Annotated in this window: 20 protein-coding genes; 14 read left to right on the top strand and 6 right to left on the bottom strand. The window is 71.7% G+C overall.

Going from position 1 to position 21,704, the window contains the following annotated elements; all coding sequences use genetic code 11:
- Positions 1-4: 4 nt before the first annotated feature.
- The 5 genes from EIL87_RS21115 (at position 5) to EIL87_RS21095 (ending at position 4,596) form a co-directional block, all read left to right on the top strand.
- Positions 5-973, top strand: a complete 969-nt coding sequence (locus tag EIL87_RS21115; protein ID WP_125092308.1) for a carbohydrate ABC transporter permease — start codon at positions 5-7, stop codon at positions 971-973.
- Positions 973-1,839, top strand: a complete 867-nt coding sequence (locus EIL87_RS21110; protein ID WP_125092307.1) for a carbohydrate ABC transporter permease — start codon at positions 973-975, stop codon at positions 1,837-1,839. Before EIL87_RS21115 ends, EIL87_RS21110 begins: the two co-directional genes overlap by 1 nt.
- Positions 1,823-2,995 (top strand): ROK family transcriptional regulator, encoded by a 1,173-nt coding sequence (locus tag EIL87_RS21105; RefSeq protein ID WP_233576434.1) that lies wholly within the window; start codon positions 1,823-1,825, stop codon positions 2,993-2,995. Before EIL87_RS21110 ends, EIL87_RS21105 begins: the two co-directional genes overlap by 17 nt.
- A 160-nt stretch (positions 2,996-3,155) precedes the next feature.
- On the top strand, positions 3,156-3,362 hold the full coding sequence (locus tag EIL87_RS21100) for a hypothetical protein (RefSeq protein WP_125092306.1): 207 nt from the start codon (positions 3,156-3,158) through the stop codon (positions 3,360-3,362).
- A gap of 133 nt (positions 3,363-3,495) precedes the next feature.
- On the top strand, positions 3,496-4,596 hold the full coding sequence (locus EIL87_RS21095) for an NAD(P)H-dependent amine dehydrogenase family protein (RefSeq protein ID WP_199740538.1): 1,101 nt from the start codon (positions 3,496-3,498) through the stop codon (positions 4,594-4,596).
- Between the two features lie 21 nt (positions 4,597-4,617).
- Here EIL87_RS21095 and EIL87_RS21090 read toward each other — a convergent pair whose 3' ends face one another.
- A complete protein-coding gene (locus tag EIL87_RS21090; protein ID WP_125092305.1) occupies positions 4,618-5,352 on the bottom strand; it encodes a glucose 1-dehydrogenase in 735 nt (244 codons plus the stop codon).
- Positions 5,353-5,447: 95 nt separating this feature from the next.
- Here EIL87_RS21090 and lexA point away from each other — a divergent pair, with 95 nt between their 5' ends.
- Positions 5,448-6,107 carry a transcriptional repressor LexA gene (lexA, locus tag EIL87_RS21085; RefSeq protein WP_125092304.1) on the top strand — a complete coding sequence of 220 codons (660 nt, stop codon included), beginning with the start codon at positions 5,448-5,450 and terminating at the stop codon, positions 6,105-6,107.
- A 1-nt stretch (position 6,108) separates the two neighbouring features.
- On the opposite strand, the gene EIL87_RS21080 is transcribed toward lexA, so the two are convergent.
- Positions 6,109-7,017, bottom strand: a complete 909-nt coding sequence (locus tag EIL87_RS21080) for a helix-turn-helix domain-containing protein (RefSeq protein WP_125092303.1) — start codon at positions 7,015-7,017, stop codon at positions 6,109-6,111.
- Between the two features lie 144 nt (positions 7,018-7,161).
- On the opposite strand from EIL87_RS21080, the gene EIL87_RS21075 reads away from it, so the two are divergent.
- Together EIL87_RS21075 and EIL87_RS21070 are read left to right on the top strand one after the other, a co-directional pair.
- Positions 7,162-8,001: an alpha/beta fold hydrolase gene (locus EIL87_RS21075; protein WP_325049497.1), complete on the top strand. Its 840-nt coding sequence runs from the start codon at positions 7,162-7,164 to the stop codon at positions 7,999-8,001.
- Positions 8,002-8,681: 680 nt separating this feature from the next.
- Positions 8,682-8,897 carry a hypothetical protein gene (locus EIL87_RS21070; RefSeq protein ID WP_125092301.1) on the top strand — a complete coding sequence of 72 codons (216 nt, stop codon included), beginning with the start codon at positions 8,682-8,684 and terminating at the stop codon, positions 8,895-8,897.
- Positions 8,898-8,969: 72 nt separating this feature from the next.
- On the opposite strand, the gene EIL87_RS21065 is transcribed toward EIL87_RS21070, so the two are convergent.
- The 4 genes from EIL87_RS21065 to EIL87_RS21050 form a co-directional block, all read right to left on the bottom strand.
- Complete coding sequence (locus EIL87_RS21065) at positions 8,970-9,659, bottom strand: HAD family hydrolase (protein ID WP_125092300.1); 690 nt, start codon at positions 9,657-9,659, stop codon at positions 8,970-8,972.
- A gap of 84 nt (positions 9,660-9,743) precedes the next feature.
- Entirely contained in the window at positions 9,744-10,496 is a 753-nt protein-coding gene (locus EIL87_RS21060; protein ID WP_233576433.1) for an ion transporter, read from the bottom strand.
- A gap of 869 nt (positions 10,497-11,365) precedes the next feature.
- Positions 11,366-11,965 carry a TetR/AcrR family transcriptional regulator gene (locus tag EIL87_RS21055; RefSeq protein ID WP_125092299.1) on the bottom strand — a complete coding sequence of 200 codons (600 nt, stop codon included), beginning with the start codon at positions 11,963-11,965 and terminating at the stop codon, positions 11,366-11,368.
- Positions 11,966-12,004: 39 nt separating this feature from the next.
- Positions 12,005-13,174, bottom strand: coding sequence for a cytochrome P450 (locus EIL87_RS21050; protein ID WP_125092298.1), 1,170 nt, complete (start codon positions 13,172-13,174; stop codon positions 12,005-12,007).
- A 548-nt stretch (positions 13,175-13,722) separates the two neighbouring features.
- Here EIL87_RS21050 and EIL87_RS21045 point away from each other — a divergent pair.
- The 6 genes from EIL87_RS21045 to EIL87_RS21020 all read left to right on the top strand — a co-directional run bounded on the left by EIL87_RS21045 (position 13,723) and on the right by EIL87_RS21020 (position 21,445).
- Positions 13,723-14,892, top strand: coding sequence for an FAD-dependent oxidoreductase (locus tag EIL87_RS21045; RefSeq protein ID WP_158628680.1), 1,170 nt, complete (start codon positions 13,723-13,725; stop codon positions 14,890-14,892).
- A gap of 51 nt (positions 14,893-14,943) precedes the next feature.
- Complete coding sequence (locus EIL87_RS21040; RefSeq protein ID WP_233576432.1) at positions 14,944-16,215, top strand: helix-turn-helix domain-containing protein; 1,272 nt, start codon at positions 14,944-14,946, stop codon at positions 16,213-16,215.
- Between the two features lie 127 nt (positions 16,216-16,342).
- Complete coding sequence (locus tag EIL87_RS21035) at positions 16,343-18,148, top strand: NAD(P)/FAD-dependent oxidoreductase (RefSeq protein WP_199740536.1); 1,806 nt, start codon at positions 16,343-16,345, stop codon at positions 18,146-18,148.
- Between the two features lie 294 nt (positions 18,149-18,442).
- Positions 18,443-19,285 carry a p-hydroxycinnamoyl CoA hydratase/lyase gene (locus EIL87_RS21030; RefSeq protein WP_125092296.1) on the top strand — a complete coding sequence of 281 codons (843 nt, stop codon included), beginning with the start codon at positions 18,443-18,445 and terminating at the stop codon, positions 19,283-19,285.
- A 227-nt stretch (positions 19,286-19,512) separates the two neighbouring features.
- On the top strand, positions 19,513-19,938 hold the full coding sequence (locus EIL87_RS21025) for a MarR family winged helix-turn-helix transcriptional regulator (RefSeq protein WP_233576431.1): 426 nt from the start codon (positions 19,513-19,515) through the stop codon (positions 19,936-19,938).
- 19 nt (positions 19,939-19,957) lie between these two features.
- The gene (locus EIL87_RS21020) at positions 19,958-21,445 is read left to right on the top strand and encodes an amidase (protein WP_125092295.1); all 1,488 of its coding nucleotides are present in this window, start codon (positions 19,958-19,960) and stop codon (positions 21,443-21,445) included.
- The last annotated feature ends 259 nt before the right edge of the window (positions 21,446-21,704 follow it).

Genomic DNA, 21,704 nt, shown 5'->3' with positions numbered 1-21,704 from the left:
GACCATGACTTCGACGACGACCCCGACGACGAGGCGTCGCACGTTGCGGCAGCGCGAGAACCGGGACGGACTGCTGCTCATCTCGCCCACGCTGCTGGTGGTGCTGGCGGTCGTGGTGCTGCCGATCCTGTGGACGGTGGTGCTGGCCTTCCAGCGCATCCGGCTCATCGACATCCAGAGCGCTGGGCTGTTCGACGCCTACACGCTGCGCAACTTCAGCACCGTGCTCGGGTCCCCGGGCTTCTGGAGCTCGCTGGGCACCACGGTGGCCTACGCGGTGGGCGGCACGCTCCTCTCGCTCGGGCTCGGCCTGGTCGCGGCTCTGGCGCTGCGGCGGCCGTTCCGCGGGCGCGCCCTGCTGCGCGGCGCGATGCTGCTGCCTTACGTCGCGCCGGTGGTCGCGGTGGCGTTCGTGTGGGAGGTGATGCTCAGCCCACAGTACGGCATCGTCAACGACTGGGGGATGCGCCTGCTGGGGTGGGACGAGCCGATCGCCTTCCTCACCGACCGCGAGACCACGGTCTCCCTGCTGGGCCTGCAGGTCCCGGTCCCCGTCGCGCTGCTGACCGTGATCGTCTTCGAGGGGTGGCGGTACTTCCCCTTCGCGTTCCTGTTCCTGCTGGCGCGGATGCAGGCGATCCCGCGCGACCTCGAAGAGGCCGCCGTGGTCGACGACGCCGCGCCGACCCAGCGGTTCCGGCACATCGTCTGGCCGCAGCTCGCTCCCGTCCTGGCGCTGCTGGCGATGCTGCGGTTCGTCATGAACTTCAACAAGTTCGACGACGTCTACCTGCTCACCGGTGGCGGGTCGGGCACGGACGTGGCCAGCGTGCGGGTCTACGACTTCCTCACCGCGCGCTTCGACGTCGGTGCCGCCTCCGCACAGGCGCTGGTGCTGGCGGCGGTGCTGCTGGTCTTCCTGGCGGTCTACCTGAAGTTCTTCGCCCCCAGGGCGGACGGTGAGGAGTCGTGATGACCCGGAACGGTTTCGAGACCCGGCTCTTCGGCGCGCTGCGCTGGGTGGTGCTCGCGGGACTCGCCGTGGCGACGCTGTTCCCGTTCTACTACATGCTGCTGCTGTCGGTGCGCCCCGTCGAACAGCTGCTCCAGGACCCGGGAGCGCTGTGGGTGGGCTTCTCGGAGTGGACCACCGAGACCTACGCCGAGGTGCTGCGGTCCGAGGACGCCGAGGGCCAGGGCATGCTGACGCTGCTGACGAACTCGGCGCTGGTGTCGCTGGGGACCGTGGTGCTGACGCTGGCGGTGACCATCCCCGGCGCCTACGCCGTCAGCCGGCTGCGCTTCACCGGACGAGGACAGGTCCACTTCCTGTTCCTGGCGGTCTACATGTTCCCGGCGATCCTGCTGGCCGTGCCGCTGTTCGTGGCGTTCACCCGCCTCGGCCTGCGCGGGTCGCTGCTCGGCCTGGCGATCGTCTACATCGCCCAGACCGTGCCGGTGTCCATCTACATGCTGCGCAACTACCTGTCGACGATCCCGGACGCGGTCGAGGAGGCCGCCGCCGTCGACGGGTGCACGCGGTGGCAGACGATGTGGCGGGTCACGATGCCGTTGGCCGCGCCCGCGCTCCTGGCCAACGGCTTGTACGTGTTCATGATCGCCTGGAACGAGTTCCTGTTCGCGCTGCTGTTCCTGGTCGAGGACCGCGACGGCTGGACGGTGTCACTGGGCCTGGCGCAGCTCTCCAGCGGCATCGAGGTGCCCAAGACCGTGCTCATGGCAGGATCGGTGGTGCTGACGGTTCCGATCGTCGTGCTGTTCTACGCGGCGGAACGAATGCTGACCGAAGGGCTCACCAGCGGTGCCGACAAGGGCTGAGGACCTGACCAGCGCGGGCCACCTGCTGTGGCTGGTGCGGACCGGGCGTGCCCGCACGCGCGCGGAACTGCAGAAGGTCACCGGCCTGTCCCGGTCCACCGTGGGCCAGCGGCTCGACGCGCTGCTGTCCCACGGGTTCCTGCGCCCGACCGGCGTCGACTCCTCCACCGGTGGACGGCCGCCGGTGCGGCTCGACTTCAACCACGAGCACGGCCTGGTGCTGGCCGCCGACCTCGGCGCCACCCGCGCCCGCACCGCGCTGTTCGACCTCGCCGGCCGCGCGCTGGCCGAGGAGGTCGAGCGGATCGACGTCGCCGACGGCCCGGACGCCGTCCTGGACTGGGCGGACCGGCGCTTCCGGGACCTGCTGGAGCAGGCCGGGCGCTGCCCGGACGAGGTCCGCGGCATCGGGCTCGGCGTTCCCGGGCCTGTCGAGTTCGAGGCGGGCGTGGTGCGCCAGCCGCCGATCATGCCCGGCTGGGACGGGTTCCCGATCGCCGAGCACCTGCGTGAGCGCTGGGACGTGCCGGTCCTGGTGGACAACGACGCCAACGTCATGGCCATCGGTGAGCGCACCGCGCGGTTCCCGGAGAGCTCCTCGCTGGTGCTGGTGAAGGTCGCCACCGGCATCGGGGCGGGCATGGTCCTCGGCGGCGAGGTCTACCGGGGGGTCGACGGAGGCGCGGGCGACCTCGGCCACGTCCGGGTCGAGAACGCCTCGGAGGCGCAGTGCATGTGCGGCTCGACGGGCTGCCTCGCCGCGCTGGCCAGCGGCTCGGCTCTCGCGCGACGGCTGAACGCCGCCGGTGTGCCGACCGCCTCCAGCCGCGAGTTCGCCTCCCGCGTCCGCGAAGGGCAGCCGGAGGCGGTGCGGCTGGCCCGGGAGGCGGGGCAGCTCATCGGCGAAGTGCTCAGCACCGTGGTGTGCCTGGTCAACCCGCAGGTGCTGGTGCTCGCCGGAGACCTCGCCGAAGCCCAGTTCGTCAGCGGGCTCCGCGAAGTGCTCTACCAGCGGGCCCTCCCGCGGGCGACGCGCAACCTCCTGGTCACCACGACGGAACTGGGCGAGCGGGCCGGGATCCTCGGCCTCCACGCCACGGTCGTCGACTCGGTGTACTCGCCGTCGTCGGTGGACGTGCTGCTCGCCGCCGAATGACAGCCCGTGCTGCGCGTTCTCGACGCACCGCCGTCGCGGGCTGCGGAACGACGGAAGGGCGGGACGCCGGCCTCATCCCATCGTGGCGTCGCGCTGCACGCCTCTCGACACCTAGTACCTCTGGGTGAGCCGGAAAGGGGCTTACCTCTAGGAGGTCGTGATGCGGTTGCGTTCCACGTTCGTGGCGACGATGGCGGCGGGCTTCGTGCTGGCGGGTGGCGGGATCGTGGTGGCAGCCCCCGCGGGCGGGCCGGAGCAAGCCACCGAACTCCTGCACGGTGCTCTGCAACTGGCCCAGCAGACCGCCTCGGAAGCTGCCGGCCTGCTGGGTGCGCCCGTGCAGGAGTTGGCTGCTGCACCCCAGTAGGGACGACCACGTCCCGTGCCCGGTGGTGCGGCGGTGGTCCGTCGCTCGCACGGTCCTGCGCCTCCTCGACGGTTCCCCATCGATGTGGAACATGTTCCAGGGATGGGGTGCGGGCGGGTAGCCTCCGGCGCGGATGTCGATCGGCGAGGAGGCGGGCGCAGTGGGAATCCGGGTGGCGCACATCGGCACGGGCAACGTGGGACGACTCGCGCTCGCGGGGGTGCTGGAGGCGCCCGAGTGCGAACTCACCGGCGTGTGGGTGTCGAACGCGGCGAAGGTCGGTCGCGACGCCGGTGAGCTCGCCGGGCTCGACGGCGTCACCGGCATCCCCGCCACCGGGGACTTCGACGAGATCATCGCCGCACGACCGGATTGCGCGGTGTACTGCGCGATGGGCGACACGCGGCCGTTCGAGGCGATCGAGGACGTCCGGCAGCTGCTCGCCGCGGGCATCGACGTCGTCGGATCGGCCCCGGTGACCCTGCAGCACCCGTGGCAGGTGTTCCCGCAGGACGTGGTCGACGGCGTGGAACAGGCCGCGCGGGACGGCGGTGCGAGCCTGTTCATCACCGGCGTGGACCCGGGTTTCGCCAACGACCTCCTGCCGTTCGCGCTGATGAGCACCTGCCGGCGCGTCGAGCAGGTGCGGTGCCTGGAGATCGCCGACTACGCCACCTACGACGGCGCCACCGTCATGTTCGACGTCATGGGCTTCGGCAAGCCCGAGGACGAGACACCGATGCTCTACCTACCGGGCGTGCTGGGGATGGCGTGGGGAACCACGATCCGGCAGCTGGCGGCCGGTCTCGGCGTCGAGGTCGACGAGATCACCGAGCACGTCGAGCGCGAACCCGCGCCGGAGGCCTTCGACGTCGCCGCCGGCCACATCCCGCGCGGCGGCACCGCAGCGGTCCGCTTCGAGATCACCGGTGTGGTGGCGGGGCGTCCCGCGATCGTCGTCGAGCACGTGACGCGGCTGCGCGAGGACCTGCGGCCGGACTGGGCGCGACCGGCGCAGCCCGGCGGTTCCTACCGGGTGGAGATCACCGGAGAACCGTCCTACGCCGTCGACATCTGCCCGACCAGCCGACAGGGCGATCACAACCACGCCGCCATCGTCGCGGCGGCGGGCCGGATCGTGAACGCCATCCCGGCGGTCGTGGCCGCCGAACCCGGCATCCGCACCACCCTCGACCTGCCCCTGGGCACGGGGAAGGGCCGCTTCGCCGCGTAGCTCGGCTGCGCGGCCCTCCGGTCAGGCGTGCGGCACGTCGGCGACCAGACCGCCGTCGACGACGAACTCCGCCCCGGTGGCGAACGACGACTCGTCGCTGGCCAGGAACACCACGAACGTCGACACCTCCTCGGGGTCGGCGGCGCGGCCCAGCGGTGTCTTGATGATGTCCTCGGGCAGGTTCTCGGTCATCGGCGTGCGGATCAGCCCCGGGTGGACGGAGTTCACCCGGATCTTGTGCGGGGCGAGCTCCAGCGCCGCCGACTTCGCCAGGCCGCGCACGCCCCACTTGGTGGCGACGTAGCCGTGCGCCCAAGGGCTTCCGCGCAGTCCCTCGACCGACGAGATGTTCATGATCGAGCCGCCGCCCGCGGCCTTCATCGGCTCCACCGCCGCCTGCACGCCCAGGAACGTGCCGGTCAGGTTGACGTCCAGGATCTGCTGCCAGCGCGCGAGGTCGAAGTTCTCGATGGTGCTGCCGTTGACGATGCCCGCGTTGTTGACCAGCACGTTGAGCAGGCCGAACTCGCCGATCGCGAGGTCCACCGCCGCTCGCCAGTCCTCGGGCCGGGTCACGTCCAGGTGCGCGTAGCGCGCCGCCGGGCCGATCTCGTCGGCCAGCGCCTTGCCCTGCTCGTCGAGGATGTCGCCGATGACGACCTTCCCGCCCTCGTCGGCCAGCGCCCGAGCGTGCGCGGCGCCCATGCCCCGGGCGCCACCGGTGATGATGGCTACCTTGCCGTCCACACGTCCCATGCGGGTGACGCTACCCGAGCGCTAGAACATGTTTCAACGAGTGCTGCCGTGACCAGGGAGATCATCCCGCCGGACGGCCGATTAGGATGGCCCGGATGACTGCGTTGGACGACCTCGACCTCGAGCACCTGGACACCTCGGTCCTGCCGGAGCGCCAGCAGCGCATCCTGGCCACCATCCGGGACTGGGTGCTCAAGCACGGTTACGCGCCGAGCACCCGGCAGATCGGCGAGGCGGTCGGGCTGCGCTCGTCGTCCTCGGTGTCGCGCCACCTGGCGAGCCTGGAGGAGAGGGGCTTCCTGCGGCGCAGCGACACCCTCTCCCGGCCCATCGACGTGCGGATCTTCCTGCAGGACAGGCAGTCCCGGCCCCGCGACGACCGGAACGTGCCGGTGCCGGTCGTCGGTGACATCGCGGCCGGAACGCCCATCGCCGCGGAGGAGCACGTCGACGACGTGCTGACGTTGCCGCGCGAACTCACCGGGCGCGGCAACGTCTTCGGGCTGCGGGTGCGCGGTGACTCGATGGTCGACGCCGCGATCTGCGACGGCGACATCGTCGTCGTGCGCCAGCAGCCCGAGGCGCACTCCGGGCAGATCGTCGCCGCGATGCTCGACGACGAGGCCACGGTCAAGGTGTTCCGCCGCCGCGGCGGTCACGTCTACCTCGAGCCCCGCAACCCGGACTACGACGTCATCGACGGTGACGACGCCGTGATCCTGGGAACCGTGGTGTCCGTCCTGCGCAACGTGTGACTCACGCGTGGGCGCGCAGCGCCTCGACGAGCCACTCGAAGTTCGGGACGTGCGGGTCGAACGCGGGCCAGCCGTTGAGCACGCCCAGCAGCTGCCAGTAGCGCTCCACCCGGCGGTCGGTGAACGTCTCGACCGTGTCGGCCAGCGCTCGGCGCTCGGCCGAGCTCAGCTCCGGGTCGACGATGCGGTCCAGGACCTCCTTGCCGCGGGCGGAGTCCGGCGCGATCCCCTCCCGCCGCGCGGCGGCCGCGTGTTCCATGACCTTCTCCGGCGAGTAGCCGCCGGGCTGCTCGACGCCCTGCGCGCCGGTGACCGCCATCTCGCGGCAGCGCCGCTGGAAGTCCTCGTCGCCGACCAGCTCGGCGAGCTCGACCCACGCGTCCACCTGCTCGGTGGTGGGGTCGGCCGGCAGCTGGGGCGGCATCGAGCGCATCCCCTTCGCGATCTCCGCGCCCGGCGCGTCCTCCTCGATGCCGTCGAAGGTGCGCTGGACGAAGTCGTCGATGATGCGCTGGCGCTCGTCGGCCGACATCTTCGCCACCTCGTGCATGGTCCTCATCTCCTCGGTCGTGGTGCCACGTCGAGCGATCCACCGCAGCACCGCGCGCCTGACGTGCAACGTGCGCAGTTCCGCGTCGAGCGCCCGCAGGTGCTCCTCGGCGACGTCCTGGACGGACGCCTGCCGCGCCAGCACCTGCCGCACTGACGTCAGGTCCAGCCCCAGTTCCCGCAACGTGCGGACCAGGTCCAGGCGCGCGACGGCCTCGGCGTCGTAGAGCCGGTAGCCGCCCGCGGAACGTCCGCTGGGCGCCACCACGTCGCTGTCGGACCAGAAGCGGATGGTGCGCACCGCCAGTCCGGTCCGCTGCGCCAGCTCACCGATGGTGAACAGCTCGGGTTTCTCGCTCACGGGGACCACCTTCAACCCTCCACCGGCTGGAGACTCAAGCCCATTCTTCACCGAGGACCAAAGATGGCACTCGAACTACGCAAAGGGACGCGAGTAGTGCAGTATGAGTAAGGATGCGTAAGCATGGGGAGGGGAGTGAGAGCGGTGGGGATCTACAAGTCCGAGCGTGGCGAGCTCGCCGTGCAGCGCGCGTACCGGGACGTGCTCGACAGCTGGCCGGTGCCGGCCGAGCGTCGGACGGTCGAGACGTCCCTGGGGCCGACGTTCGTGCTCGAATCGGGGCCGGAGGACCGCCCGCCGCTGGTGCTGCTGCACGGGTCCGGCACCAACACGGCCATGTGGCGGGCGGAGGTGCCCACGTGGTCGCGGCACCACCGCGTGCTCGCGCTCGACCTGCCCGGTGAGCCGGGGCTGAGCACTCAGGTCCGCCCGGACCTGGACTCCGACGCGCACGCGCGCTGGCTCGGTGAGGTCTTCGACGCGCTCGGCCTGCGAGCGCCCGCGGTGGTCGGTGGCTCGCTGGGCGCGTGGGTCGCCCTCGACCTCGCCGTGCGACGGCCGGACCGGGTGGGGCGGCTCGTCCTGCTCGCCCCGGCGGGCGTCGGCAGGCAGACCTACGGATGGATCTTGCCGGTGGTGCTGCTGCGGTTGCTCGGGCCCTGGGGCAGGCGACGGTCGGTGGCCGCGGTCGCCGGGCTCGCCGACGAGCAGTTCCTCGACCACCTCGCCGCGACCCACCGCGCGTTCCGGCCGCGGACCGAGCGGCTGCCGGTGTTCACCGACGCGCAGCTGGCGGGGTTGTCGATGCCGGTGCTGGCGATCGCGGGGGAGCGGGACGCGATGTTCGACACCGCCGAGACCGCCCGCAGGCTCGGGGAGGTGCCCGGCGCGGAGGTGCGCGTGCTCGCCGGTGTCGGCCACTCCGTCCTCGGCCAGGCGGCGGTGGTCGAGGAGTTCCTCACGAGCCGGTCCACAGTGGAGTAGTGGGCGGCTGCGTGGGCGCGGTGCGCCGCTCGTCAACGCGGCGTGCTCCCGAAGTCGCCCAGGGCCTTCGGCGGCGAGCTGAGGCCCGCACCGGGCAGCGGCACCTGGTCGGCGCCGGAGGTCTTCCGGCTGTTCCGCTCTCGGGTGACCTGACGTCCACCGCTCCTCACGGCGAAGCCTGGGATGACGCCCGATCGGTGCACGCGACCGGTCACGCTTCTGCATCCTTGATCATGGCCCGGCCGATGTACGGGGGCGGTGCGGACACGAGGGTCCGCCAGGTTCGCCTGGAAGAGTGGGATGACCGCTGCAGGAACAGATCTGCACGGGCCGGGACCACCGACCTTGGCGCTGGGCTGTCCACTGCGCACCTAAGTGGTGCGGTGGCTGGAACCGCCGCTGCAGCGGCGGTTCTGCCCGGACTGCGCGGTGTCCTGGAGCAACCCGCGGGCCGGGTCTCCGGGAGGAGCCGATCCGCACCGCAGGCGCGGTGGTCACGACCGCACCGGCCCTGGTGGAGGGCGGCAGGTGACCACGGCGCAGTCGGTGCAGGTGCACCCCCGCACGATCACCGCGCACACCGTGTCGAGCACCCTGCCCGGCACGCTGCTCGTCGAGCGCGGCGAACCGGTGCTGGCGACGGGAGCGGTGCTGGCCGGGACGTCCCCGACGAGCTCGCGATGCTCGGGCGCAGCGGGGTGTACGAGCGCACCGCGCCGACCTTGCCGGGACAGGTCGTGCGCATCGAGGGCGAACGCGGCCCCGTACCCGACATCGGCCGCCAGACCTGGACCGCCCGCGCGATCAAGGTCGACACCGGCCGGCAAGCTGGAGTGCTGCACCACGAGGTGGCCACCGTCGACCGCGCACGCTTCTCCCGGCGGCGCCACCGATGACCACGCCGTGAACGGCGCAGGGCGGCCTGCTCGACCGCGCCGACGCCGAGCAGGCAAGGCCAGGCCCAGGGCTCAGCCCAGCGCCGCCCGGAGGTCCTCCGGGGCGGGCAGGGTGTCGAAGACGACCTCGGCGCCGGCGGAACGCAGTTCGTCGGCGCTGTAGGACCCGGTGGCGACGGCGACCAACCGCGCGCCCGACTCGTGGGCCGCGCGCACGTCGTTGAGCGTGTCACCGATCAGCACGATCCGCTCCGGCGCGAAGTCGATCCCGAGCTTGCGCTCAGCCCGCTCACGCGCGACCGGAACCAGCCCCGGCCGCCGCAGGTGGTCGTCACCGAAAGCGCCGATCTCCAGGTCGAAGTGGTCGAGCAGCGCGAACGCGTCGAGCTTGATCCGCGCCACCTCGGCGGTGTTGCCGGTGAGCACGCTCTGGTGCACCGCGGGGTCGGCGCCGAAGGCCGCCAGCGCGTCGCGCACGCCCGGCAGCACCCGGCCCTTCTCGGCCAACTCCACCCGGACCTCGTCGAAGACCCCGGCCAGCGCCGCGGTCATCTCCGCCACCACCTCGTCGGTCGGCTCGATGTCGTGCGCGCGCAGCATCTGATCGATGGTGCCGAGGTCGGTGCGGCCGTCCATCAGGGCGGGCTCGCGCACCGGTTTCCCGGTGACCTCCGGGAAGATGCGCTGGTAGGCGGTGCCTCCCAAGCCCAGGGAGTCGATCAGCGTGTGGTCGACGTCCCACAGCACCAGGTGCTGGTCCACTCGCGGCTCCTCCTTCGGGGTTGAGCGGTTGATCTGGTCGGCGGGGCAGGTGGTGCGCGCAGCGTCTCGGCGTGTTGACGGCTGCTAGTTCTCCGAGGTCTGCTGGCGCACAGTCTGCACGCCTCGGACCTCGTCGCGCAGCTGCCGGATCTCAGCGAGCAGGAGCGCGGTCTGGTTTCCCTCGGCGATCTCGTGCTCGCGCGCCACCTGCGACCGCATCGCCGAGACGGTCACCGCGATGAACAGGTTGAGCACGGTGAACGTGGTGACGGCGATGTCGGAGATGAAGAAGCCCCAGGCCAGCGGTTCGGCCTCCATCACCGACCGCGCCACCTCCGACCACGCCTCGCCCGTCATGACGAGGAACAGGGTGAACAGCGAGGCACCGAGGTCACCGAAGTACTCGGGTGCCACCGCGCTGAACAGCGTGGTGGCGATGACCGAACCGACGTAGAGGACCAGGCCGATCAGTGTGGCGATCGAGGCCGTCCCGAGCAGCGCTCCGAGCAGCGCACCGACGACCCGCCGCATGCTGGGCACGGCCGAGACCAGCCGCAGCGCCCGCAGGACCTGCAGCGCCCGGAGCACGCCGAAAGCGCCCGAGGTGGGCAGCAGTGCGACACCGATGATCACCGCGTCAAAGCAGTTCCACGGATCCGGGAAGAACGAGGGCCCGTGGGCGTCGAGGCGGGCGGCGAGCTCCACGGCGAAGATCGCCAGCGCGATCCGGTCGGCCGCGTGCAGCAGCACCCCGTGTTCGGCGACCAGCGCCGGTGAGGTCTCACAGCCCAGCGTGATGGCGTTGACGAGGATGACCCCGATGATGACTGGTGGCACCGCGGTGCGTCGACCAGCGCCCGCAAGCGCTCCCGTGTGCTCATTCGTCGTCCCCCCGGACGTCGTGATCCGACATGGCCGCTGATCAAGCTCACCGCCGCTCGACCGCGGACGGACGACCGGTCGCAGGCCTCGGGAGGTGCGGCACCGCATCGGCGTCCACCCGTGACCATGAACGGCGGTGAGGTGGACCGGCCGCACGGAATTCATCGGCGCGGGAATGCGGTGAGTTGTCCCGTGCGATCGCTGGGATCACCCTTCTCCACCGCACGATCGGCACCCATCCGCGTGGCTCGCGAGCATCCCGGAGAAACGCTCAGTCGCGGTGTGGACGTTCCTCTGAGGAAACGGCGACGTCCACCGTGGGTGGCGCGTGAGGATCGGTTCCGCGTGGTGCGTCGCGGTGCCGAGCGCGTCGCTCACGTCTCAGTCCACCTCGAAGAGCGCGAGCCCCACGGGTGAGTCGTCCTGCACCTGCTGGGAGGTGGCTGCGGTGCGCTCGTGTTCGACGGTCGACGAAGCGGTTCAGCGACGAGGTCTCATCCCGTGCGAGGAGTGACCTGGAACAACGAGTGGGGGCTGCTTCCGCTTCTGGGAGCGACCTGGCCGGAGCGCGGCAACTCCCACCACCACGGTGACAACCCGTCAGAAGACCCCCAACGGGAAAGCCTGCCTGGGTGACTCCCGTTGGGGGCCGGTGCCAATCTAAACCCGAATTCGCATTCCACCAGGTCCAACACGCCGCCGGCTCTCCCGATCAGGGGAACTCCGGGCGACGGGCACGCGCGGACTCGCCGTGCCGGTCACGCGTTCGGCGAGCTCTCCCCCTCGTGGGGTTCGCTTCGCTGGGCCGTGCGACGACGTGGGCGTCACCCGCGCGTTCCGGGCACCTCGTGCGTGGACGGCGGCGGCAACGTCTCCCGGGACGGGCGTATGCCGTCGAGGAGGAGCGCCAGGTAGCGCCGGCGGTCGACGCCTCCGGGATCGTCCGGGTGCACCGTGCTCAAGGTCATCACGATGACCGCCGCGAGGTCGCGGACCTCGAGCTCCGGGCGGACTGCGCCCGCGGCGGTGGCGCGCTGCAGCATCTGCTGCAGCGAATTCGCACAGCGTTGCACGCTGTCCACGTCGAACGCGTGGGTCTCGCGGGCAGCGGCCAGCAATCCACGGTGCCGGGCGAGCGATTCCACGGCGGTGGCCAGCAGCCCGGTCAGGTCGTGCCAGGGGTCGTCGGTGTGCGCGGCGGCCACCGGTTCGACTTCGGTGCTGAGCACGTGGTCGAACACGGCGCGGACGACCTGGTCGCGGTTGCGGAATCGTCGGTAGAGCGTCGCCACGCTCAGCTCCGCGCGCTCGGCGATCTCGTCGAGCGTGACGTTCGGGCCGACGTCCTCGAACGCCGCCAACGCCGCGTCGACGATCCGCTGGTGGTTGCGCGCGGCATCCGCCCGCAATGTCCGCTCTGCCATGGCCTCGCCACCGTAACAGCACGTCAGCCGCGTCGGCGATCACCAGGTCAACCGCAGCTCCTGCAGCCCGTAGACGACGTTGAACACCCGGAAGTCGGGCTCCGCGCCGGGATCCGCCAGCGCGAGGTCCGGGAAGCGGCGCAGCAGCGCCGGGAAGGCGATGCGCATCTCCATGCGGGCCAGCGGTGCTCCGAGGCAGTGGTGCACGCCGTGGCCGAACGCCAGGTGGCCGCCGGCGCCCCGGGTGATGTCCAGCGTCTCGGGGTCGTCGATGAACGACGCGTCGCGGTTGGCCGTGGGGATCGACATCACCACCAGCTCGCCGGCCGGGATGGTGCGTCCGGCGATCTCCACGTCCTCGGTGGTCATCCGCATGGCCAGCGAGTGCACGATGGAGAGCCAGCGCAGCAGTTCCTCGACCGCCGGTTCCACCACTGCCGGGTCGTCGCGGACCAGGGCCAGCTGGTCCGGGTTCTGCAGCAGTGCCAGGGTTCCCAGGCCGAGCATGTTGGACGTCGTCTCGTGCCCGGCGATCAGCAGCAGCGAGGAGATGCCCACCAGCTCGTCGGTGGTGATGTCGTCGCCGTGCTCGCGCACCAGCATCCCCAGCATGTCCTCACCCGGGTCCGCTTGCGCGCGGGCGACCAGTCCGGCCATGTAGTCGCGGTTGGCCCGCTGCGCGGCCACCCGCTCGTGCAGCGGAAGCGAGGCGTCCAGCAGGCGGGCCGAGACGGCCTGGAACTCGTCGCGGTCGGCGTAGGGCACCCCCAGCAGTTCGCAGATCACCAGCGAGGGCACCGGCAGCGCGAAGTGGGTCACCAGGTCGGCCGGCCGCCCGGCGCGCTCCAGGTCGTCGAGCGCGGCGTCGACGATCTCCACGATCCGCGGTTCGAGGCGGCGCATCCGCCGCACGGTGAACTCCGGGGTGAGCATCCGGCGCAGCCGCGAGTGCTCGGGCGGGTCGTAGCCCAGCAGGCCGCCGGCCCGCATGCGGGCCGCTTCCTCCTCGGTGAGCTCGGCTTCCAGCGGCGAGGCCGCACGGGCGCGGGCGTTGCTGAACCGCGCCGGGTCACCGAGCACGCGGCGGACGTCGGCGAACCGGGTCACCAGGTACCCGGTCTGGCCGAAGGGCGTTCGCACCTCCACCACGCCCTCGCGATCGCGCACCTCGCCGAGCTCGGCGATCGGGCCGAACCCGTCACGTCGCATGTGCAGGGGTAGTTCCACCGTCATCGTCCGCCCGCCCTTCCCACAACCCGGTCCTCAAGTGAAAGCCTACTAGCACTTATCCCTCCTTCGCCACGACCACGCGGGGTTCCTGCTCCCGCCGGAGCTCCGCACGGCGCTTCGGAGGGCACACCCGAGCCGCTCCTAGCGCCGTGGGTGGACCAGGGCACGGCCACCCCCCCGCTCGGGTGACGCGGCCGCTCTGAAGCCGCGGTGGTGCTGGGGGTTCCGCACCTGGCGCTGGGGCTCGGGCGGTTGCTGGTGAGGCGGGGGTCGGCGTCAGTCCTGTCGCTCACTCGGGTACGTCGCGGCTGTGCGGTCGCGCGCGATCCAGCTGCGTGCGGTGGATCTTCGGCGTGTGTGCCGGTCCTCGGCGGGGACTCGGTTCGCGCCCGGTTGCTGGGCCTTCGGGATGGCGAGGGTCGTTGTGCGGCGGGTGTTCCCGAAATCGCCGGTGGGGGCTGCGGGGTGCGCGCTAGGGTGCCGGGAATGAGTGCCCGCCTCGGGCGGCTGGAGCGCTGGGGGATCGAGTGGAGCACGTCGTCATCAGCGGGGGAGGGATCGCCGGGACGGCGCTGGCGCTGGCCCTGCGAACCGCGGGAATCGGCGCGACGGTGGTGGAATCGCGGCCCGCCGATCACGGCGAAGGCGCCATCGTGCGGTTGAACCCGAACGGGATGGACGCCTTGCGGGCCGTGGGCGCGCACCAGGCGGTGATCGCCCGCTCGTTCCCGCTGGTGCGCAGCGAGCGCGTCCGTGCCGACGGCACGCGGGTCGGGTACGCGCTCGGCGCCGACCCGAGCTCGGACCGCGGACTGCCGCGGGTCATGCACTGGCCGGTGCTCTCGGCCGTCCTGCGCGAGCTGGCGGTCGAGCGCGGAGCGCAGTTCCGCCACGGCCACCGCGTCGTCTTCGTCGACGTCACCGCACCGTCGGTGGTGCTGGACGACGGCAGCGCGGTCGAAGGGGACGTCCTCGTCGGCGCCGACGGCACGCACTCCACGGTGCGCAGCCGGATCGCCCCCGACGGCCCGGTCCCGGAACGGCTCGGCACCCGCACGGTCTACGGCTACGCCGCCGAACCGGCGTGCGAACCACCGCCACCGGAGGTGCTGCGCTCCTACGTGGGCGCGAAGAGGTTCTTCGCCGCCACGCGCGACTCGCACTCCGGCGGCTGCTTCTGGTTCACCAGCCTTCGCGCCCGGGGGAGACCGCCCACCACCGACGAACTGCGCGCCGAGCTGGCCGAGCTGTTCGGCGGTGACGGCACGATCGCACCGATCGTCATCGGCAACTCCGAGCGCGTCCTGTCCTTCGACGACCACGCCCTCCCGCACCTGCCCCGCTGGTGCACCGAGCGGGCGATCGTCATCGGCGACGCCTTGCACGTCGCCCCGCCGGCGTCCGAGCAGGGCGCGGCGATGGCGGTCGAGGACGGCGTCCAGCTCGCCCGCTGCCTGCGCGACCACGCCACCCCGGCCCAAGCCTTCGCCGCGTTCGAGCGGCTCCGCCGCGACCGGGTTGAGGCCGTCGTCGCCCTGGGCATGACCGGCACCAGCCGTGCCCACAGCCCCCTGGCACGCCACCTCCGCGGCCTGCGCACCCAGGCCAAGCGCCTGGTGCAGTGGCAGCGCACGCCGCCGATGGGCGGGGGCTGGGTCTACGACCACCACATCGACTGGCCCGCGACCACGTCCTGAGGACTTCGGCGAGTCCTTGGCGCGCGGTGCGCTGTGGGACACACTGTGGCCGTGCGTCAGGAGAGCTTCGAGGCAGCGCTGCCGGTCGGGGAGGACCCGCACCGCTACGCGCGGCTGCTCGCCCGGGTGCACGACGCCGCGGTGGCCGGTGAGACACCGCCGGCGCCTCCGCGACCGGTGATCGGTGCGTCGTGGTCGCGGATGCTCTCGCGCGGCGTCGACCCGGAACGCGGTGGCACGGCACGCCCGCTGCGGGCCGACCAGCTCGCCGAGCGCAGGCGCGCTTCGCCGCTGGCGGAGGTGCTGCCTCTGCTGCGCGGCAGGCTCGGCGACGTCGCGGAGCAGACCGCGAACATCATGGTGATCACCGACGCCGACGGCCACGTGCTGTGGCGGGACGGCAGCTCGGCCGTGCGCCGCAACGCCGACGCGCTCGGCTTCGTCGAAGGCATGAGCTGGGGCGAGGACGCCGTCGGCACCAACGCTATCGGCACGGCGCTGGTCACCGGCCTGCCGGTGCAGGTGTACTCCGCCGAGCACTACGTGCGCAGCCACCACGCCTGGACCTGCGCCAGCGCCCCCATGCGGGATCCGCGCACCGGCCGGCTGCTCGGCGCGGTGGACCTCTCCGGGCCGGCTGCCACGGTCAGCCCGACCACCTTGGCCTTGGTGCAGACCGTGGCCCAGCTGGCCGAGTCCCAGCTGCACACCAGCCACCTCGCCGCCCTGGAGGCGTTGCGCGGCTCCGCGGTCCCGATCCTGGCGCGGGTGAGCGGTCCGGCCGTGGTCACCGACCCGCACGGTTGGGTCGCCGCGTCCTCCGGGACCGCCCCGGTCGGCCACGTCGCGCTGCCCGCCGAGTGCGGGGCCGGTCGCGCGTGGCTGCCCTCGCTGGGCGACTGCGCCGTGGAACCGGTGCCGGGCGGGTGGCTCGTGCGGTTGCTCGACGAGGACCCCGACGCGGCCCTCGACGAACGCACCCGGGTGCGGCTGGACCTGCGCAGCTCCCAGGCCCGCGTCGAGGTCAGCTCGGCGTCTGGCGACTGGAGCCACCCGCTGAGCCCGCGGCACGCCGAACTGCTGTTCCTGCTGGCGGTGCACCCGGGTGGTCGCACCGCCGCGCAGCTGGCCGCCGACGTCTTCGGCGACGAGCGGCGCACCGTCACGGTGCGGGCCGAGATGTCGCGGCTGCGGCGCAACCTCGGTGGTCTGCTGAGCCGACGTCCCTACCGGTTCGGCGACACCGTCGAGGTCGCGGTGCTGCGCCCGGACGACCCGGCCGCGCTGCTGCCGCACTCCACCGCTCGGGCCGTGCGCGGCTGAGGACCGCTGCAACCCCGTGCAACCCGTGCGCTGCGGGCGGCGGTGTGGCTCCATGACTGGTGACATGTGATCGCGACCACTCAGGGCGTCGCGGCGAGGGCAACGACGCCCACGCGGGAGGTAGTCCGTGAGCCAGACCGTCGAGCACACCGCGACCCGGACCCGGGTCGAGCAGTGGATGTCCGAGTTCTCCGACGCCATCGCCGCACGCGACGCCGACCGCGTGGCGTCGCTGTTCGGCGAGGAGAGCTACTGGCGCGACCTCGTCGCGCTGACCTGGAACATCAAGACGTCGGAAGGGCGCGAGGAGATCGCCGCGATGCTGCGGGCCACGCTGGAGCACGCGGCACCGAGCCGGTTCGCGCTGCTGGGCGAGCCGGCCGAGACCGACGGCGTCACCGAGGCGTGGTTCTCCTTCGAGACCGCCGTGGGCCGCGGCACCGGCCACCTGCGGCTGGTGGACGGCGCGGCCTGGACGTTCCTGACCACCCTCGACGAGCTCAAGGGGCACGAGGAACCGAAGAACCACCGCAGGCCCCGGGGCGCCGAGCACGGCGTGAACCCCGACCGGGTGACGTGGTGGGAGGAGCGGGAAGCCGAGGCCGCGGAACTCGGCCGCACGAAGCAGCCCGAGGTCGTCATCGTCGGCGGTGGCCAGGGCGGCATCGCGCTCGGCGCGCGGCTGCGCCAGCTCGGCGTGCCCACGATCATCGTCGAGCGCAACGAGCGGCCCGGCGACTCCTGGCGCAAGCGCTACAAGTCGCTGGCCCTGCACGACCCGGTCTGGTACGACCACCTGCCCTACATCGACTTCCCGGAGAACTGGCCGGTGTTCTCGCCGAAGGACAAGATCGGCGACTGGCTGGAGATGTACACCAAGGTCATGGAGCTCAACTACTGGGGCTCCACGCACGCGCTCAGCGCCAAGTACGACGAGGCCGAAGGCCGGTGGGAGCTGGTCGTGGACCGCGCGGGTGAGGAGGTCACGCTGCGGCCGCGCCAGCTGGTGATGGCGCTGGGCGTCTCCGGCAAGCCGAACGTGCCGGTCTTCCCGGGCCAGGACCGGTTCCGCGGCGACCAGCACCACTCCTCGGCCCACCCCGGTCCGGACGCCTACCGCGGCAAGAAGGCGGTGGTGATCGGGTCGAACAACTCCTCTCACGACATCTGCGCCGCGCTGTGGGAAGCCGGTGCCGACGTCACCATGGTGCAGCGCTCCTCGACCCACGTGGTGCGGTCGGACTCGTTGATGAAGCACAGCTTGGGGCCGCTGTACTCCGAGGAAGCGGTCGCCGCGGGCATCGACACCCGGACCGCGGACCTGACCTTCGCGTCCATCCCGTACCGGATCCTCCACCAGTTCCAGAAGCCGGCGTTCGACGTGATCCGCCAGGAGGATGCCGACTTCTACGCGCGACTGGAGCAGGCCGGGTTCGAGCTCGACTTCGGCGACGACGATTCGGGCCTGTTCATGAAGTACCTGCGCCGCGGCTCCGGGTACTACATCGACGTCGGCGCCTGCGAACTCATCGCCAACGGCAGTGTCCGGCTCGCGCGCGGCGACGTTGCGGAGCTGACCGAACACGAGGTTGTGCTCACCGACGGAACCCGGCTGGAAGCCGATCTCGTCGTCTACGCAACGGGTTTCGGCTCGATGAACGGGCTCGCCGCCGACATCGTCGGCCAGGAGGTGGCCGACGAGGTCGGCAAGGTGTGGGGTCTGGGGTCCGACACCACCAAGGACCCCGGCCCGTGGGAGGGCGAGGAGCGCAACATGTGGAAGCCCACCCAGCAGGAGGGCTTGTGGTTCCACGGCGGCAACCTCCACCAGTCCCGGCACTACTCCCTCTACCTCGCCTTGCAGCTCAAGGCGCGCGCGGAGGGGATCCCGACGCCGGTCTACGGCCTGCAGGAGGTGCACCACACCTCGTGAGGAGTGGGGGAGGGGTGGGCGCGGTGCCCACCCCTCCCCTCCGGCCGCTCCGGGTCGATCCTGGAACACCAGGAGCGGAGCCGTTCCTCGCCACGCCCTGGGCTCGCCCGTCGTGACGGCCGCACCAACGCGGCTCGCTGCGCGGACTTCCGGCGAGGGCACCGCTTCCTCGCGCATGCACCCGCACGAACGTGCTCCGGGTCACAAGTCCTTGCCCCGCATCGCGCGGTGCGCCCAGGATCGGGCGGCAAGAACGATCAGGAACCCTGATGGTGCGCGCGAGAGAGGTCCACCATGTCCGCTTCGTCTGACGAAGCCCCCTGGGGCAACACCGTTCTCGTCGAGTTCGACGAGGGCATCGCCTGGGTCACGCTCAACCGCCCGGACAAGCGGAACGCGATGAACCCGACGCTCAACGACGAGATGGTCCGCACCCTCGACGCGCTCGAAGCCGACCCGCGGTGCAAGGTCCTGGTGCTCACCGGCGCCGGCGAGTCCTGGTCGGCCGGGATGGACCTCAAGGAGTACTTCCGCGAGGTCGACGAGGCCGACGACCCGTCGGTGCAGATCCGGGTGCGGCGGGCCAGCGCCGAGTGGCAGTGGAAGAGGCTGGCGAACTGGTCGAAGCCGACCATCGCGATGGTCAACGGTTGGTGCTTCGGCGGCGCCTTCACCCCGCTAGTGGCCTGCGACCTGGCGATCTCCGACGAGGAGGCGCAGTACGGCCTGTCGGAGATCAACTGGGGCATCCCGCCCGGGGGCGTGGTCACCCGCGCCCTGGCCGCTACCGTCAGCCAGCGCGACGCGCTCTACTTCATCATGACCGGCGAGCTGTTCGACGGTCGTCGCGCCGCCGAGATGCGCTTGGTCAACGAGTCCGTTCCGGCTGACCGGCTGCGCGAGCGCACCCGGGAGCTCGCGCTCAAGCTCGCCGCCACCAACCCGGTCGTGCTGCGCGCGGCCAAGGTCGGGTACAAGGTCGCCCGCGACATGCCGTGGGAGCAGGCCGAGGACTACCTCTACGCCAAGTTCGAGCAGTCGCAGTTCCTCGACCGCACCCACGGCAGGGAGAAGGGCATGTCCCAGTTCCTCGACGACAAGACCTACAAGCCAGGCCTTTCCGCCTACCGGGACTGACCGGCCCACCCGCGTGCGGAGGGCGGACATCCGCGGGATGTCCGCCCTCCGAGGTGAGTGAGGGCACGTCGAGTTCGTGGGCTGTTCCGATGTGGCGCCCGGATGTGGCCGGGGCCCGCGATGCCGAGTGCCCTGGAGCTGTCCTGGAGGAGCGGGGCGGTGTCTGCGGACCACGTCCGCTCGCCGCGGGATGGAAGGATCGCTGAGAGGTGCGCGATGATGGGGGCGTGACCGACGACGCCCAGCCGCTGACGCTGTACCTGGTCAAACGCCTGGAACTGGCCATCCGCGCTCGGATGGACGAGGCGTTGCGCCCGCTCGGGCTCACCGCGCCGCAGTTCACCGCGCTGACCGTGCTGCGCCACCGCGACGGGTTGACCTCCGCGCAGCTGGCGCGCCGTTCGTTCGTCACGCCGCAGACCATGAACGAGATGGTGCGGGCACTGGAGCGCCACGGTCGCCTGGAACGCCACCGCGACCCGAACAACCGGCGGGAGCTGCTGATCGCGCTCACCCCCTCCGGGCATGACCTGCTGGAACGGTGCGACCCGTTGATCTCGGCGATCGAGGCGGCGATGCTGGGCGCGATTCCTGCGGTGCAGCACGCGCAGTTCCGGCAGAGCCTGGAGCTCGGCTGCGACGCGCTCAGCTGATGGCGGTGGAGGAGAACGGGTGGACGTCGAGGAATACCTGCGGCACGACGGTCTGGGGCTGGCACACCTGGTCGCCTCGGGACAGGTGACGGCGGGTGAACTGCTGGAGGCGGCCAGGACCAGGGCGACGGCGGTCAACCCCGCCATCAACGCCCTCGTCGCCTGGCTCGACGAGCACGCGGACGAACGGGTCGCCGGGGAGCTCTCCGGTCCCTTCGCCGGCGTGCCCTTCTTGCTCAAGGACCTGCACCAGGACCTCGCCGGGACGCAGAGCGCCGACGGTTGCCGAGCTCTGGCCGATCGCAAGGCGACCGGGACCGACACGGTCGTGCAGCGCTGGCTGGACGCCGGACTCGTCGTCTTCGGCAAGACCAACACGCCCGAGTTCGGCTCCAAGGGCGTCACCGAACCGGAGCTGTTCGGCCCGACCCGCAACCCCTGGGACCTCGCGCGCACCCCGGGCGGCTCGTCCGGTGGTTCCGCGGCGGCCGTGGCCGCGGGCATCGTGCCGGTCGCGGCGGCCAGCGACGGCGGCGGCTCCATCCGGATCCCGGCCGCCTGCACCGGTCTCGTCGGTCTCAAGCCCGGGCGCGGTCTGCTGCCCGCGGGCCCGGTGGAGAGCGAGCAGTTCCACGGCATGGCCACCAACGGGGTCATCTCCCGCACCGTGCGCGACTCCGCGGCGATGCTCGACGCGCTGTTCGGGTCCGAACCGACCAGCCCCTACGTCGTCGAAACTCCGCGCCGCCCGCTGGCCGACCAGCTCGACGACGCTCCCGGCGCGCTGCGCATCGGGTACACCACCCGGTGCGCCCTGCGCGAGAAGCCGCACCCGGAGGCGGTGCGCGCGGTGGAGCGCTCGGCCGAACTGCTCACCGAGCTCGGCCACCACGTGGAGGAGGTCGACCCGCCGCACGACGACCGCCGTCTCGGCAGGGACTTCCTGCTCATGTGGTTCGTCAAGCAGGCCGCCGAAGTCCAGCGGATCAAGCGCGAGACGGGGTGCGGCGACGAGGCTTTCGAGCTCGACACCCTGGTGATGGCCGCGCTGGGCCGGTCGACCGGGGCCATCGCGCTGCACGAGGCGCAGGAACGGCGGCGCGAGCACGTCGCGGCACTGGCGGGTTTCCACGACGAGTTCGACCTGCTGATGACGCCGAGCCTGGGCGAGCCCCCGATCGAGATCGGCGCGCTGGACACCCCGGCCGCGCTGCGGGCGGTCGTCAAGGGCCTGCTGCGGACCAGGACCACGCGGGTGCTCACGCTGCTCGGCACGGTCGAGCAGATCGTGGACAACAGCCTGCGGTGGGTGCCCTACACGCAACTGGCCAACATCACCGGACGTCCGGCGATCAGCCTGCCGCTGCACCGCACCGACGCGGGACTGCCGCTGGGCGTGCAGTTCGTCGGCCCGCTGCAGAGCGAGGGCCTGCTGCTGAGACTGGCACGCCAGCTCGAGGTCGCCGCCCCGTGGACGCAGCCCACCCCGCTCGTCGAGGCAGCCTGAGGGGCTCGGGCCCGGTGTGCTCGCGTCGTGGAGCGCGTGCTCCACGAGCACTCTCCAGCCGTGCGGCGAAAGCCGCTGGCCCGGCCCCCACGCTGCGCATGCGCCTTCGAACTTCGCGCGAAGTTCGACTCTCGAAGTTCCCCGTCGAACATCGCGCGCAATGCGAACGCGGGAGTTGGTCGGCGGACCGCGCCAGGTGCTGCGCTGCTTCGTGGCGAGAGCGCCGTGACACCGTGCACCGCGGCGTGCACCAGGAGCG

This window comes from Saccharopolyspora rhizosphaerae (assembly GCF_003931915.1).
GTDB classification, from domain to species: Bacteria; Actinomycetota; Actinomycetes; order Mycobacteriales; family Pseudonocardiaceae; genus Saccharopolyspora; species Saccharopolyspora rhizosphaerae.
The sequence above is the reverse complement of the archived record's forward strand: the minus strand, read 5'-3'. Positions and strand labels throughout refer to the sequence as shown.

Coding starts and splice junctions, on each gene's coding strand:
- lexA (WP_125092304.1), top strand. CDS start 5,448: ATGACTGCGTTGGACGACCTCGACCTCGAGCACCTGGACACCTCGGTC.
- EIL87_RS21070 (WP_125092301.1), top strand. CDS start 8,682: ATGCTCGGGCGCAGCGGGGTGTACGAGCGCACCGCGCCGACCTTGCCG.
- EIL87_RS21110 (WP_125092307.1), top strand. CDS start 973: ATGACCCGGAACGGTTTCGAGACCCGGCTCTTCGGCGCGCTGCGCTGG.
- EIL87_RS21050 (WP_125092298.1), bottom strand. CDS start 13,174: ATGCGACGTGACGGGTTCGGCCCGATCGCCGAGCTCGGCGAGGTGCGC.
- EIL87_RS21090 (WP_125092305.1), bottom strand. CDS start 5,352: ATGGGACGTGTGGACGGCAAGGTAGCCATCATCACCGGTGGCGCCCGG.
- EIL87_RS21100 (WP_125092306.1), top strand. CDS start 3,156: ATGCGGTTGCGTTCCACGTTCGTGGCGACGATGGCGGCGGGCTTCGTG.
- EIL87_RS21030 (WP_125092296.1), top strand. CDS start 18,443: ATGTCCGCTTCGTCTGACGAAGCCCCCTGGGGCAACACCGTTCTCGTC.
- EIL87_RS21115 (WP_125092308.1), top strand. CDS start 5: ATGACTTCGACGACGACCCCGACGACGAGGCGTCGCACGTTGCGGCAG.
- EIL87_RS21095 (WP_199740538.1), top strand. CDS start 3,496: ATGTCGATCGGCGAGGAGGCGGGCGCAGTGGGAATCCGGGTGGCGCAC.
- EIL87_RS21055 (WP_125092299.1), bottom strand. CDS start 11,965: ATGGCAGAGCGGACATTGCGGGCGGATGCCGCGCGCAACCACCAGCGG.